This is a genomic window from Citrobacter sp. HN-141 (assembly GCF_033341895.1).
In the GTDB taxonomy this organism is placed as follows: domain Bacteria; phylum Pseudomonadota; class Gammaproteobacteria; order Enterobacterales; family Enterobacteriaceae; genus Citrobacter.
The window spans coordinates 84,461-97,148 of record NZ_JAWPBF010000004.1 but is presented as its reverse complement, the minus strand read 5'-3'; the positions used below and the strand labels follow the sequence as shown (position 1 = coordinate 97,148).

The 12,688-nt window shown below is 52.9% G+C and carries 11 protein-coding genes; 3 read left to right on the top strand and 8 right to left on the bottom strand.

Annotation, left to right across the window (positions count from 1 at the left end):
- Nucleotides 1-28 precede the first annotated feature (28 nt).
- The 8 genes from RYZ59_RS06520 to syd form a co-directional block, all read right to left on the bottom strand.
- On the bottom strand, nt 29-1,171 hold the full coding sequence (locus RYZ59_RS06520; RefSeq protein ID WP_202037890.1) for a glycerate kinase: 1,143 nt from the start codon (nt 1,169-1,171) through the stop codon (nt 29-31).
- A 78-nt stretch (nt 1,172-1,249) separates the two neighbouring features.
- Entirely contained in the window at nt 1,250-2,590 is a 1,341-nt protein-coding gene (gene gudD, locus RYZ59_RS06515) for a glucarate dehydratase (protein ID WP_202037889.1), read from the bottom strand.
- A 20-nt stretch (nt 2,591-2,610) separates the two neighbouring features.
- Nucleotides 2,611-3,951 (bottom strand): enolase C-terminal domain-like protein, encoded by a 1,341-nt coding sequence (locus RYZ59_RS06510; protein ID WP_318045725.1) that lies wholly within the window; start codon nt 3,949-3,951, stop codon nt 2,611-2,613.
- 2 nt (nt 3,952-3,953) lie between these two features.
- A complete protein-coding gene (gudP, locus tag RYZ59_RS06505) occupies nt 3,954-5,306 on the bottom strand; it encodes a galactarate/glucarate/glycerate transporter GudP (RefSeq protein ID WP_137382735.1) in 1,353 nt (450 codons plus the stop codon).
- A gap of 342 nt (nt 5,307-5,648) precedes the next feature.
- Nucleotides 5,649-6,098, bottom strand: coding sequence for a flavodoxin (locus RYZ59_RS06500; protein ID WP_271441045.1), 450 nt, complete (start codon nt 6,096-6,098; stop codon nt 5,649-5,651).
- 19 nt (nt 6,099-6,117) lie between these two features.
- Nucleotides 6,118-6,900: a tRNA pseudouridine(65) synthase TruC gene (truC, locus tag RYZ59_RS06495; RefSeq protein ID WP_318045724.1), complete on the bottom strand. Its 783-nt coding sequence runs from the start codon at nt 6,898-6,900 to the stop codon at nt 6,118-6,120.
- On the bottom strand, nt 6,900-7,229 hold the full coding sequence (locus RYZ59_RS06490) for a YqcC family protein (protein WP_318045723.1): 330 nt from the start codon (nt 7,227-7,229) through the stop codon (nt 6,900-6,902). The genes truC and RYZ59_RS06490 overlap by 1 nt, the downstream gene beginning before the upstream one ends.
- 634 nt (nt 7,230-7,863) lie before the next feature.
- Nucleotides 7,864-8,409 (bottom strand): SecY-interacting protein, encoded by a 546-nt coding sequence (syd, locus tag RYZ59_RS06485; RefSeq protein ID WP_318045722.1) that lies wholly within the window; start codon nt 8,407-8,409, stop codon nt 7,864-7,866.
- A gap of 68 nt (nt 8,410-8,477) precedes the next feature.
- On the opposite strand from syd, the gene queF reads away from it, so the two are divergent.
- The 3 genes from queF to RYZ59_RS06470 all read left to right on the top strand — a co-directional run bounded on the left by queF (nt 8,478) and on the right by RYZ59_RS06470 (nt 12,654).
- Nucleotides 8,478-9,326: an NADPH-dependent 7-cyano-7-deazaguanine reductase QueF gene (gene queF / locus RYZ59_RS06480; protein WP_318045721.1), complete on the top strand. Its 849-nt coding sequence runs from the start codon at nt 8,478-8,480 to the stop codon at nt 9,324-9,326.
- 113 nt (nt 9,327-9,439) lie between these two features.
- Nucleotides 9,440-10,804 (top strand): nucleotide 5'-monophosphate nucleosidase PpnN, encoded by a 1,365-nt coding sequence (gene ppnN / locus RYZ59_RS06475; protein WP_005130941.1) that lies wholly within the window; start codon nt 9,440-9,442, stop codon nt 10,802-10,804.
- 560 nt (nt 10,805-11,364) lie between these two features.
- A complete protein-coding gene (locus tag RYZ59_RS06470) occupies nt 11,365-12,654 on the top strand; it encodes an HAAAP family serine/threonine permease (RefSeq protein WP_005130942.1) in 1,290 nt (429 codons plus the stop codon).
- Nucleotides 12,655-12,688: the final 34 nt, after the last annotated feature.

The following is a 12,688-nucleotide window of genomic DNA, read 5'->3' as shown; positions in this document are numbered from 1 at the left end:
GGCGTAAACGCCTTATCCGGCCAACGCCTCAGCGTAATTGCTGCCCTGCTTTAAGCGTTGCGGCCACGTTTCGTGCCGTCATCCGCACATTTTCACTCGCATTATCCAGTGCCTCATCCAGCGAGCAAATGGTATAAATCACGCTAAACACGGCGTCAATTCCATGCTCATGCACCACGCCAACATCTGGCGTCAGGCTGCCTGCAATACCAATGACGGGCTTGTTATATCGCTTTGCAACGTTCGCTACGCCAACCGGGACTTTGCCATGGATCGTCTGACTATCAATACGCCCTTCCCCGGTCACAACTAAATCTGCATCCGCAACGCAGTCATCAAGGTGTAACGCATCCGTCACTATCTCGATACCACGGCGTAGCTGCGCGCCGCAAAACGCATACAGTGCGGCTCCCATGCCTCCGGCAGCGCCTCCACCGGCCAGATCCAGCACGTTAACGTCCAGATCGCGGGCAATCAGTTGCGCATAGTGCGTCAGCGCATTATCCAGACGGGTAATCATCTCTGGCGTTGCCCCTTTTTGCGGACCAAATACTGCAGAAGCGCCCTCTTTACCGGTCAGCGGATTCGTGACATCGCAGGCCACTTCAATACGACAGGTAGCAAGGCGCTTATCTAACGCTGAAATATCTATCCTGGTGAGCGCTTCCAGGCCGATCCCGCCTTGTGCAATCTGGTTATTCTGCGCATCCAGCAATTTGGCGCCCAGAGCCTGCACCATACCGGCGCCACCATCATTAGTCGCGCTACCGCCAATCCCGATGATGATATGCTCCACCCCCGCATCCAGCGCATGGCGAATCAACTCTCCGGTCCCCCATGAGGTGGTTTTCAGCGGATCGCGTAACCCTGCCGGAACCCGCTCTAACCCACTGGCGGCCGCCATCTCGATAAACGCTGAGCGCTCATCTCCCGATAACCCATAAAATGCCCGTACCTTACTTCCCAGGGGACCCGTAACATCAACATGCACAAGGTGGCCCGCCGTAGCGGCAACCATCGCTTCGACCGTTCCTTCACCACCATCAGCGACCGGTATCTTTACGTAATCCGCATCAGGCCAGATCTCACGAAAACCCTGTTCAATGGCAGTTGCCACCTCAAGCGCACTCAAACTCTCTTTATAAGAATCCGGTGCAATTACTATTTTCATAAGCCGTCCTTACGCATGTTGATTCTGTTAATCATACACCTGGAGATGTGCCGGTTCCTGTCAGAACCGGCATAACGCTTAGCGCACCATGCATGGGCGTTTATTATCAAAGGTCCAGTTCGGGATCAGGTACTGCATTCCCATCGCGTCATCACGCGCTCCCAGGCCGTGTTGCTGGTACAGCTCGTGCGCTTTCATCACCTGGTCCATATCCAGTTCTACACCCAGACCCGGCTTCGCTGGTACCTGTACCATGCCGCCTTTAATGTCGAACGGTTCTTTGGTCAGGCGTTGGTTACCTTCCTGCCAGATCCAGTGGGTATCAATGGCCGTAATTTTACCCGGCGCTGCTGCCGCGACATGAGTGAACATCGCCAGCGAAATATCAAAGTGGTTGTTAGAGTGTGAACCCCAGGTGAGGCCAAACTCATGACACATCTGCGCCACGCGAACAGACCCCTGCATAGTCCAGAAATGCGGGTCAGCCAGCGGAATATCCACCGACTGCAACGACAGCGTGTGCCCCATCTGACGCCAGTCGGTAGCGATCATATTAGTCGCCGTCGGCAGGCCCGTAGCGCGGCGGAATTCCGCCATCACTTCACGCCCAGAGAACCCCTGCTCCGCGCCGCAGGGATCTTCAGCATAAGCCAGCGATCCTTTCAGATACTTACCGATCTTGATCGCTTCATTTAGCGACCAGGCGCCGTTGGGATCGAGCGTTACGCGGGCCTGCGGGAAACGCTTCGCCAACGCGACGATAGATTCCGCTTCCTCTTCCCCTGCCAGCACGCCACCTTTCAGTTTAAAGTCGTTAAAACCATATTTCTCATATGCGGCTTCGGCCAGGCGCACTACCGCATCCGGGGTCATGGCCTCTTCATGGCGCAGACGATACCAGTCGCACTTCTCATCCGGCTGGCTCTGGTACGGCAGCGGCGTCGCTTTACGGTTGCCGACGAAGAACAGATACCCCAACATTTCCACTTCGCTACGCTGCTGACCATCACCCAGCAGAGACGCGACATTCACCCCCAGGTGCTGGCCTAACAGATCCAACATTGCCGCTTCGATCCCGGTAACCACATGAATAGTGGTACGTAAATCGAAGGTCTGCAAACCACGCCCACCGGCATCCCGATCGGCAAAGGTATTGCGTACCGTATTCAGTACGTTTTTGTATTCACCTAACGTTTTGCCCACCACCAGCGGAATCGCATCTTCCAGAGTCTGACGAATTTTCTCGCCACCGGGAATTTCACCCACCCCGGTATGACCAGAATTATCTTTGATAATCACAATATTACGCGTGAAGAACGGGGCATGTGCGCCGCTCAGGTTCATCAGCATGCTGTCGTGGCCCGCAACCGGGATCACCTGCATAGCGGTCACTACTGGGGTAGAAAATTGTGCGCTCATTATCGTGTCCTTATTCAAAATCAGTGACGGCCGAAAACGGGACGTTTACGGTCAAAAGTCCATCCGGGGATCAGATACTGCATCGGTGCTGCGTCATTACGCGCACCGCCGGGCAATGCCTTATAGGCTTCATGCGCTTTCTGCACCTGATCCCAGTCCAGTTCCACACCCAGACCGGGTGCATCTGGAACCGCAATTTTTCCGTTCTTTATTTCCAGCGGATTCTTCGTCAGACGGCAATCGCCCTCCTGCCAAATCCAGTGCGTGTCGATGGCTGTCGGATTGCCCGGCGCTGCCGCACCGACGTGAGTGAACATGGCCAGCGAAATATCAAAGTGGTTATTGGAATGGCATCCCCAGGTCAGGCCCCAGTCATCGCACAACTGTGCCACGCGTACCGCGCCGGAAAGCGTCCAGAAGTGCGGATCGGCCAGCGGAATATCGACTGCATTCAGCATTACCGCGTGGCCCATTTCGCGCCAGTTGGTGGCAATCATGTTGGTTGCTACCGGCAAACCGGTCGCGCGGCGGAACTCGGCCATCACTTCACGCCCGGAAAATCCCTGTTCAGCGCCGCACGGATCTTCGGCGTAGGTCAGAACATCATTCAGCCCTTTGCACAAGGCGATCGCTTCATCCAGTAGCCAGGCACCGTTAGGGTCCACCGTAATACGTGCCTCCGGGAAGCATGCTTTCAGCGCACGGGCGGTTTCAATTTCTTGCTCACCCGGCAACACACCGCCCTTCAGTTTGAAATCTTTAAAGCCGTAGCGATCCTGCGAAGCCTGAGCCAGACGTACCACCGCCTCACTGTTCATCGCTTGCTGATGACGCAGGTGATACCACTCATGGTTTCCCGGCGTACTTTCCAGATACGGCAGATCGGTTTTGGTGCGATCGCCGACATAGAACAGATAACCGAGCACGGTCACTGCATCACGCTGCTTACCCGGACCTAACAGTTCACAGACCGGTACATTCAGCGCTTTGCCCAGCAGATCCAGCAGCGCGGCTTCCAGCGCCGCCACCGCATTGACGCGCAACTCAAATGTCCAGGCGCCATTGCCGAAGGTATCAAAGTCAGCAGCCTGATTGCCTTTATGCACCTGCTGGACCACCTTATTCAGGCGGGCTACTTCCTGGCCTAACACCTGCGGAATAGCATCCACCAGCGTTTGATAGATCACTTCACCGCCCGGCGCTTCGCCCACACCGGTGTGTCCGGCGTTATCGGTAAGGACCACGATATTGCGGGTAAACCAGGCGTTATGCGCACCACCAATATTGAGCAGCATGCTGTCATGACCGGCCACCGGGATGACCTTCATGTCGGTAATAACGGGACTCGATTGTGTTGTCATCATCATTGTCCTGCGACAGGTTTCAGTTCGATACGTTTAATATCGCCGACCAGCACCAGATAGCTCACCACGGCGATCAGCGCATGCACTCCAACGTAAATCAAGGCACCATTAAACGACCCCGTCGTGCCCACAATGTAGCCGATAGCAATCGGTGTCACGATGCCGGAGATATTACCGAACATGTTGAACAGACCGCCGCTCAGGCCGCTAATTTCTTTGGGGGCCGTGTCTGCCATTACCGCCCAGCCCAGCGCACCAATACCTTTACCGAAGAAGGCCAGCGCCATAAAGCCGATAATCATCCATTCAACGTTGACGTAGTTACAGAACACCATCACCATTGACAGCAACATACCCAACACGATTGGCGTTTTACGGGCGATATTCAGCGAACCGGTGCGGCGCATCAGCCAGTCGGAAATAATGCCGCCGAGCACGCCGCCGGCGAATCCGCAAATAGCCGGGACCGATGCGACAAATCCCGCTTTCAGGATCGACATACCGCGCGCCTGTACCAGATAAACCGGGAACCAGGTGATAAAGAAGTAGGTCAGCGCGTTGATACAGTACTGGCCGATGTAGATACCGATCATCATGCGGGAACCCAACAACTGTTTGATTTGCCCCCATTTCACGCTGAACGGAACTTTAGCTTTGGCTGCCGCCTGATCCATGTTGATCAGCGCCCCACCTTCGGCAATGTACTCCAGCTCTTTTTGGTTTACACCCGGATGCTGGTTCGGTTCGTGAATCACTTTCAGCCAGACAAAGCTGATGATGATCCCGAGTCCACCCATAAAGAAGAACACGTGAGACCAACCCACTTCGTGGGTCAGCCAGCCCATGATTGGCGCGAAGATAACGGTGGCAAAGTATTGCGCAGAGTTAAAGATAGCGACCGCCGTGCCCCTTTCCTGCGCCGGGAACCACGCCGCCACAATGCGACTGTTGCCGGGGAAGGAGGGGGCTTCAGCTAGCCCCACGAGGAAGCGTAAGGTAAACAGCGCAACGATAATGCCGAAGCCGCTAAAGATATCGACGAAGCCTTGCAGCAAGGTAAACATGGACCAGATAAAGATGGACCAGAAATAAACGCGCTTTGAACCAAAGCGGTCAAGCAGCCAGCCGCCGGGGATCTGGCCGATAACATAGGCCCATGAAAAAGCGGAAAATACATAGCCCATTCCGACCGCATCCAGACCAATATCTTTGGCCATTTCTGAACCGGCAATGGATAACGTGGCGCGGTCGCCGTAGTTGAAGGATGTGACGATAAACAACATCACCACTATCCAGTAGCGAGCGTTAGTGCGTTTTTCCGCGCTGCTCGCCGCCTGACTTAATGAACTCATTGTTGCACTCCTGAATCTTGGCTTTCGCCAGTTCATTCTGTACAGCACCTGTAGGGTGATCAGAATGAGAGGTTAGTGTGGGGCAGTTTTGGTACAGCTCGGGGCCGTTTTATTCTGACTCGCTGCCTTTCCGGGAACTGACGGGAAAAGTATATGAAGGAGTGCCTCTTTCCCTCACCGTGCAGGAACACAACATTAGAGAGGCAGTGAGAAGTTGTTTGGGGCATAAGCCCAAAGCAGTGGAAGTTAGTTCACGTAATTGGGGTTTTATTGCCGGGTGGCGGCTTCGCCTGACCCGGCCTACGGTTCAAATGAGGGTTGCATGCCCGTGCGGGCGAGAGGTTATTTAAGCAAGGTTCCCCAGTTTTCCACCCAGGGATTGGATTCGCTTTCCGGTTCCGGATGTTCACCGGCATCAATCAGCAGCATCTCACCGACACGCTGGGCGCTCTGTTCCTGCAACAGCGCATCAAACTGCTTACCGCCGCCGCAGAAATTGGCATATGAACTATCCCCGAGCGCAATAATGCCGTAGTGAACGTCGGGCTGATAACCCAGCTGGTCTTTAATTCCCTGAAACAGCGGCACGATGCTGTCCGGCAGATCGCCTTGTCCCGTCGTCGAGGTTACGACCAGGATGTACTTGTCTTTGTATTTTTCCCAGTCCGCCAGTTCCGGATCTTCATAAACCGTGGCTTTATGCCCTTGATTCGCGAGGATAGCTTCGGCCTCTTCGGCAACCAGCAGCGCGTTTCCATACATTGTGCCGACAAAAATACCAATTTCCGCCATTACCTTTATCTCCAGGGACTTAAGAATCTGTCTGCTCATCCTGACCTGATGGCCCGCTGAACTCAACCCTTTCATTCTCAGGGAGAAGCCCGCGCCAGCCAAACTGTGATAGCGCCTGCATCCAGACGTTATCTAACCCGGCACGAATAACCAGTGGTTCACCGGTGAAGGGGTGCGTAAGTTCAAGCTGGCTGGCATGCAGCATTAAGCGCTGGCAGCCAAAATGTTCCGCGGCGCTACGGTTTTGTCGCAAATCACCGTGCTTACTATCGCCAATAATCGGATGACGCAAATGCGCCAAGTGACGTCTGAGCTGATGTTTACGACCGGTTTTAGGCTCCAGCTCCACCAGCCCGTAACGGGTAGTTGGATAGCGACCGGTTGCCACGGGCATTTCTACCGTCGCCAGCCCACGATAGTGGGTTACCGCAGGCTGTGGGCCTTTGTCGTCACGGGAAAATTTATCAGCAATCTTGTCCAACTCTTCCACCAACGGATAATCCAGCACGGCATCATCCATCAGCCAGCCGCGCACAATCGCATGGTAGCGTTTTTGGATTTGATGCTGCTCAAACTGCTGTGCCAGCCGTCGTCCGGCCTCGCTGGACAGCCCCATCAACAGCACACCGGATGTCGGTCTGTCGAGTCGGTGGGCGGTAAAAACGTGCTGACCAATCTGGTCACGCACTGTTTGCATTACCACCACTTTCTCATCGCGGTCGAGCCAGCTACGATGAACCAGCCAGCCCGAAGGTTTGTTGACTGCAACCAGCCATTGGTCTTGATAGAGAATTTCCAGCATCAGGCTTCATCACGGGTAAATAGCGCATCCAGATCCTGCAATGCAATCAGGATCACATCGCGCTGCGGATGATCGGCTGCCAGCGCCATTTCATAATATGGCGCAATAGCGAACGCTTCCGGAAGTGGCTGCGCATTATCAAGCAGTGCATGCATGCGGGGAATCAACACCCACTGCAGCCATTCAACCGGCTCCATGGTATCCATACAAAAAGGCTGCGTGCTGGAAAACAGATGCGCTTCTGGCTCATCCATCCGCCAGTGATTATGTTCACGCAGCAGTGCTTCAAGCGCATGCAACTGCTCGCGCACACGGTCATGAGTCGTCATGAAATTAACCTCAATGATGAAAAATCTGGCGCGAAGAATAGCACTAGTAGAAAGGAAATAAAAAAAGGGAGCACTGTAAAAACAGTGCTCCCGGTTCGTTTCGCAGCATTCCAGCTACTTTTGGTGCTCCCTGCTCATCCGTGACAACTTTTCCTGTGGTCTTGCGACCTCGTTCATCCTGAACATTTGCATCCTGCTCACACCGCCCCCGATGTGAAAACTTCATCCTGAAGTGTCCCTGGCCATCCTGACCCGCCGAACATCCTGACCGGCTCTCGTTCTCCATCCTGGAGGTGTCCTTTAACGCTTCCTGCGTTTTCCTCTTTGCTTCATCCTGAAACCTGTCCTTGCAGCACCGTCCTGGTGTGTCCTGCCGAAGCGTCATCATCCTGATGTTCACTTCGTTGTGCGACTCCTTGTCGACAGAGATAGAATCGCCTGTTTCGCATTGTCTTACAAGACACTTACAGACATACCCTAATGATTATTTTCGTATGAAAGTTGACAATGAAACATTAACCAATTGAATTATAAATAGTTAATATTATATCGGTCGATGAAGTCTTTACTGATCACCTGGCAATCTCCTACAGGGTTTGTAAGAGATCTCTCACACGCCTTAGGGCAAACTGGATTACAGAACAGGCTTAAGTTGAGTAAGAAATTCCGCAAGTGAGGCCGCCAGAACCGTGCGTTTACAGGTTCCCAGCGTTTCCTTGCAGACTTCCCCAGACAAGTTGCACACTGAAATAACATCAAGTTCATTGTCCAGTGTGGCAATAAAAAGCGTAGGAGAGAGCTTAAGGCGTTTTTGCGTAACCAGGTGGCCGATCAGGTTTTCCTGTACGCGTCTGAAGTCATCTTCAGACCAGGTTTGCAGAAGAGTCAGTTTCTCATCCGCAAATTGTGCGTGCATGTCCCCGGCAAACTGGGTGGTATAAAACGCATGAACAGCGGGTTGTACCACAATTTCAAAGGCGCGTTCAACCGCGTTTACATTCGGCTCGCCCACAAAAGGCTGCGGTTGCCAGTACACCGCATCGTTCGTGGAGGCGATGATGCACGGAGACGGTACGCCATACAGCTCTTCACTCAGCGGCCAGCTGTTGTTTTTTTCATGCCATGCATCGCAATAACGCGTCGTAAAGGCTGTCAACGCCTGTGCGGTCAATTCGTCCACTGATTTCTCTCTTCACAAAAGCCAGGATACACTTGTCGCATAGTGTATCTGGTTTATGACGGTGAAACATGTCTTCTTATGAAAATCATCGGGCGCTTGACGGCCTGACTCTCGGAAAATCAACGGATTACCGGGATATTTACGACGCCAGCCTGCTGCAGGGTGTTCCGCGCAGCCTGAACCGCGACCCGCTGGATCTCAAGGCCGATAATCTGCCTTTTCACGGCGCGGATATCTGGACGCTGTATGAACTGTCATGGCTGAATGCCAACGGTTTACCGCAGGTTGCGGTCGGCCATGTGGAGCTGGATTACACCAGCGTTAATCTGATTGAATCAAAAAGTTTTAAGCTGTATCTGAACAGTTTTAATCAGACGCGTTTTGACTCATGGGAACACGTCCGTCAGACGCTGGAACACGATCTGCGCGCCTGCGCGCAGGGTGATGCCAGCGTGGCGCTCTATCGTCTTGACGAACAGGAAGGGCAGCCGATAGCCCACTTCAATGGCACCTGCATCGACAATCAGGATATCGTCATTGATAACTACCAGTTCAGCACCGACTATCTGGAAAACGCCGTGAGCGGCGATAAGGTAGTAGAAGAGACGCTGGTCAGTCATCTGCTGAAATCCAATTGCCTGATCACCCACCAGCCTGACTGGGGTTCCATACAAATTCAGTATCGTGGTCGCAAAATCGACAGGGAAAAGTTGCTGCGCTATCTGGTCTCCTTCCGCCACCACAATGAATTTCACGAACAGTGTGTGGAACGCATTTTCAATGACCTGCTGCGTTTCTGTCAGCCGGAGAAACTGAGCGTATACGCACGCTACACGCGACGCGGCGGCCTCGACATCAACCCATGGCGCACCAATACAGATTTCACCCCCGCAACAGGCAGACTGGTGCGTCAGTAATCTTTTTTCTCAATTTTGCGTGCCGGATTCCGCACGCAAGGTTGTGAAAGGTCATAAGCCAGGGCTATTGTAATCAGTAGAGGATGATATCTCTCGTCCCGTAAGGAGTTTACTTGATTACACATATTAGCCCGCTTGGCTCAATGGACATGTTGTCGCAACTGGAAGTCGATATGCTTAAACGCACGGCCAGCAGCGACCTGTATCAACTGTTTCGTAACTGTTCGCTTGCCGTTCTGAACTCCGGCAGTTTGACAGACAACAGCAAAGAGCTGCTGTCTCGTTTTGAAAGTTTCGACATTAACGTGCTGCGCCGTGAACGCGGTGTGAAGCTGGAACTGATCAACCCACCTGAAGACGCGTTTGTCGATGGGCGCATCATTCGCGCGCTGCAGGCCAACCTGTTTGCCGTCCTGCGCGACATTCTTTTCGTCAATGGCCAGATCCATAACGCGGGTCGTTTTCAGCATCTGGATCTCGAAAGCTCGGTTCACATCACCAACCTGGTCTTCTCCATTCTGCGTAACGCCCGGGCACTTCACGTCGGTGAAGCGCCGAACATGGTCGTCTGCTGGGGCGGTCACTCCATCAACGAGAACGAATATTTGTATGCGCGTCGCGTGGGCACTCAGTTAGGCCTACGTGAACTGAACATCTGCACCGGGTGTGGTCCGGGCGCGATGGAAGCACCAATGAAAGGTGCCGCGGTCGGCCACGCTCAGCAGCGCTACAAAGACAGCCGCTTTATCGGTATGACCGAGCCGTCAATTATCGCGGCGGAACCACCAAACCCGCTGGTGAACGAACTCATCATCATGCCGGACATTGAAAAACGTCTGGAAGCGTTCGTCCGTATCGCTCACGGCATTATCATCTTCCCGGGCGGCGTGGGGACTGCAGAAGAGCTGCTGTACCTGCTGGGTATCCTGATGAATCCGGCGAACAAAGATCAGGTTCTGCCATTGATCCTGACCGGACCAAAAGAGAGCGCAGATTACTTCCGCGTGCTGGACGAGTTTATCGTGCACACGCTGGGAGAAGAGGCGCGCCGTCACTATCGCATTATCATTGACGATGCAGCGGAAGTCGCTCGTCTGATGAAAAAAGCAATGCCGCTGGTGAAAGAGAACCGCCGGGACACCGGTGATGCCTACAGCTTTAACTGGTCAATTCGTATCGCGCCTGATTTGCAGATGCCGTTCGAACCGTCCCACGAAAACATGGCGAATCTGAAACTGTATCCAGACCAGCCTGTTGAAGTGCTGGCTGCAGACCTGCGTCGCGCATTCTCCGGTATTGTCGCGGGGAACGTGAAAGAAGTCGGCATTCGCGCCATTGAAGAGTTTGGCCCGTACAAAATCCACGGCGACCCTGAGATGATGCGCCGCATGGACGATCTCCTGCAGGGCTTTGTTGCACAACATCGTATGAAGTTGCCGGGCACTGCGTATATCCCGTGTTACGAGATCTGCGCATAACCTTCAACACCGGGTAGCTGATGCTACCCCGGTGACAGTTTTGTCCATATCAAAGCCGGATTTGGCGCATCAGCCAACCGGCTTTTTTAGTGATACCAGTCACATAGCTCACGCAATAACATAAATATCAATTATCTTTCGTCTGACACTCCCCGAAACGCAAACGATTACTTTCCAAAGTAAACCGTGATTTATCACCACAAATTATAATTAGTCATCAGAATCCACTAAAAACAACAGTTTTTATAGCGCAACCCTCGTATCTTCGCGCCCTGCCTTTCATGCCATATGTCGTTAATGTTAGCCTTCACGCCCGTAAATTCGCTTTGACTATTTTTTAACAGATTAATGGTCCAAATTTATCCACATAAAAGGTGGATTATTGCATTTGAGATCGCGATCACTGATACATTCATTACTTAAATGTATCTTTCCGCCCGAAAATTATTACGGCGAAAAATTATATAAAAATCGCTAAACGAATTTCGTTTTACAGTTGGGTATTTTTTCATTGGATTGAACCCAAACCCGACTTTTTAAGCTTCCTCCAGGAGAAACAGATGGAAAACACGCAAACCAGCACTATCGTTACGGGCCAGACCCGCAGCGCATGGCGCAAGACAGACACCATGTGGATGCTGGGCCTTTACGGCACGGCGATTGGCGCGGGTGTATTATTCCTGCCAATTAACGCAGGCGTTGGCGGTATGATCCCGCTGATCATCATGGCCATTCTTGCCTTCCCAATGACCTTCTTTGCTCACCGTGGTCTGACCCGCTTCGTGTTGTCCGGTAAAAATCCGGGTGAAGACATCACTGAAGTTGTAGAAGAACACTTTGGCGTTGGCGCAGGTAAACTGATTACTCTGCTCTACTTCTTCGCTATCTACCCTATTCTGCTGGTTTACAGCGTTGCAATCACCAACACCGTTGAAAGCTTCCTGACTCACCAGTTGGCGATTACGCCGCCGCCGCGTGCAATCCTCTCTCTGATTCTGATTGTCGGCATGATGACCATCGTGCGCTTCGGTGAGCAGATGATCGTGAAGGCGATGAGCATCCTGGTATTCCCGTTTGTTGCGGCACTGATGCTGCTGGCACTGTACCTGATCCCTCAGTGGAGCGGTGCGATTCTGGAAACCCTGTCCTTTGATTCTGCGGCAACCACCGGCAACGGCCTGCTGCTGACCCTGTGGCTGGCAATTCCGGTAATGGTGTTCTCCTTCAACCACTCCCCGATCATCTCCTCCTTCGCCGTGGCGAAGCGTGAAGAGTACGGTGATGAAGCAGAGAAGAAATGCTCCAAGATTCTGGCATTCGCTCACATCATGATGGTACTGACCGTTATGTTCTTCGTCTTCAGCTGCGTATTCAGCCTGACTCCGGCGGATCTGGCTGCAGCGAAAGAGCAGAACATCTCTATCCTGTCTTACCTGGCGAACCACTTTAACGCACCGATTATTGCCTGGATGGCACCGATCATCGCGATTATTGCTATCACCAAATCCTTCCTCGGCCACTACCTGGGCGCGCGTGAAGGTTTCAACGGTATGGTAATTAAGTCTCTGCGTGGCAAAGGCAAGTCCATCGAAATCAATAAACTGAACAAAATCACTGCACTGTTCATGCTGGTAACCACTTGGATTGTGGCGACGCTGAACCCGAGCATCCTCGGTATGATTGAGACCCTGGGTGGTCCGATCATCGCGATGATTCTGTTCCTGATGCCGATGTATGCGATTCAGAAAGTACCGGCAATGCGTAAATACAGCGGCCATATCAGCAACGTGTTCGTTGTGATTATGGGCCTGATCGCTATCTCCGCTATTTTCTACTCTCTGTTCAGTTAATTCCCCTGCGCCGCTCTTCGGGGCGGCGCACCTC

Excerpts from the sequence above, each read along its gene's own strand:
- RYZ59_RS06520 (WP_202037890.1), bottom strand. The coding sequence starts at position 1,171 with ATGAAAATAGTAATTGCACCGGATTCTTATAAAGAGAGTTTGAGTGCG.
- gudD (WP_202037889.1), bottom strand. The coding sequence starts at position 2,590 with ATGAGCGCACAATTTTCTACCCCAGTAGTGACCGCTATGCAGGTGATC.
- RYZ59_RS06510 (WP_318045725.1), bottom strand. The coding sequence starts at position 3,951 with ATGACAACACAATCGAGTCCCGTTATTACCGACATGAAGGTCATCCCG.
- gudP (WP_137382735.1), bottom strand. The coding sequence starts at position 5,306 with ATGAGTTCATTAAGTCAGGCGGCGAGCAGCGCGGAAAAACGCACTAAC.
- RYZ59_RS06500 (WP_271441045.1), bottom strand. The coding sequence starts at position 6,098 with ATGGCGGAAATTGGTATTTTTGTCGGCACAATGTATGGAAACGCGCTG.
- truC (WP_318045724.1), bottom strand. The coding sequence starts at position 6,900 with ATGCTGGAAATTCTCTATCAAGACCAATGGCTGGTTGCAGTCAACAAA.
- RYZ59_RS06490 (WP_318045723.1), bottom strand. The coding sequence starts at position 7,229 with ATGACGACTCATGACCGTGTGCGCGAGCAGTTGCATGCGCTTGAAGCA.
- queF (WP_318045721.1), top strand. The coding sequence starts at position 8,478 with ATGTCTTCTTATGAAAATCATCGGGCGCTTGACGGCCTGACTCTCGGA.
- RYZ59_RS06470 (WP_005130942.1), top strand. The coding sequence starts at position 11,365 with ATGGAAAACACGCAAACCAGCACTATCGTTACGGGCCAGACCCGCAGC.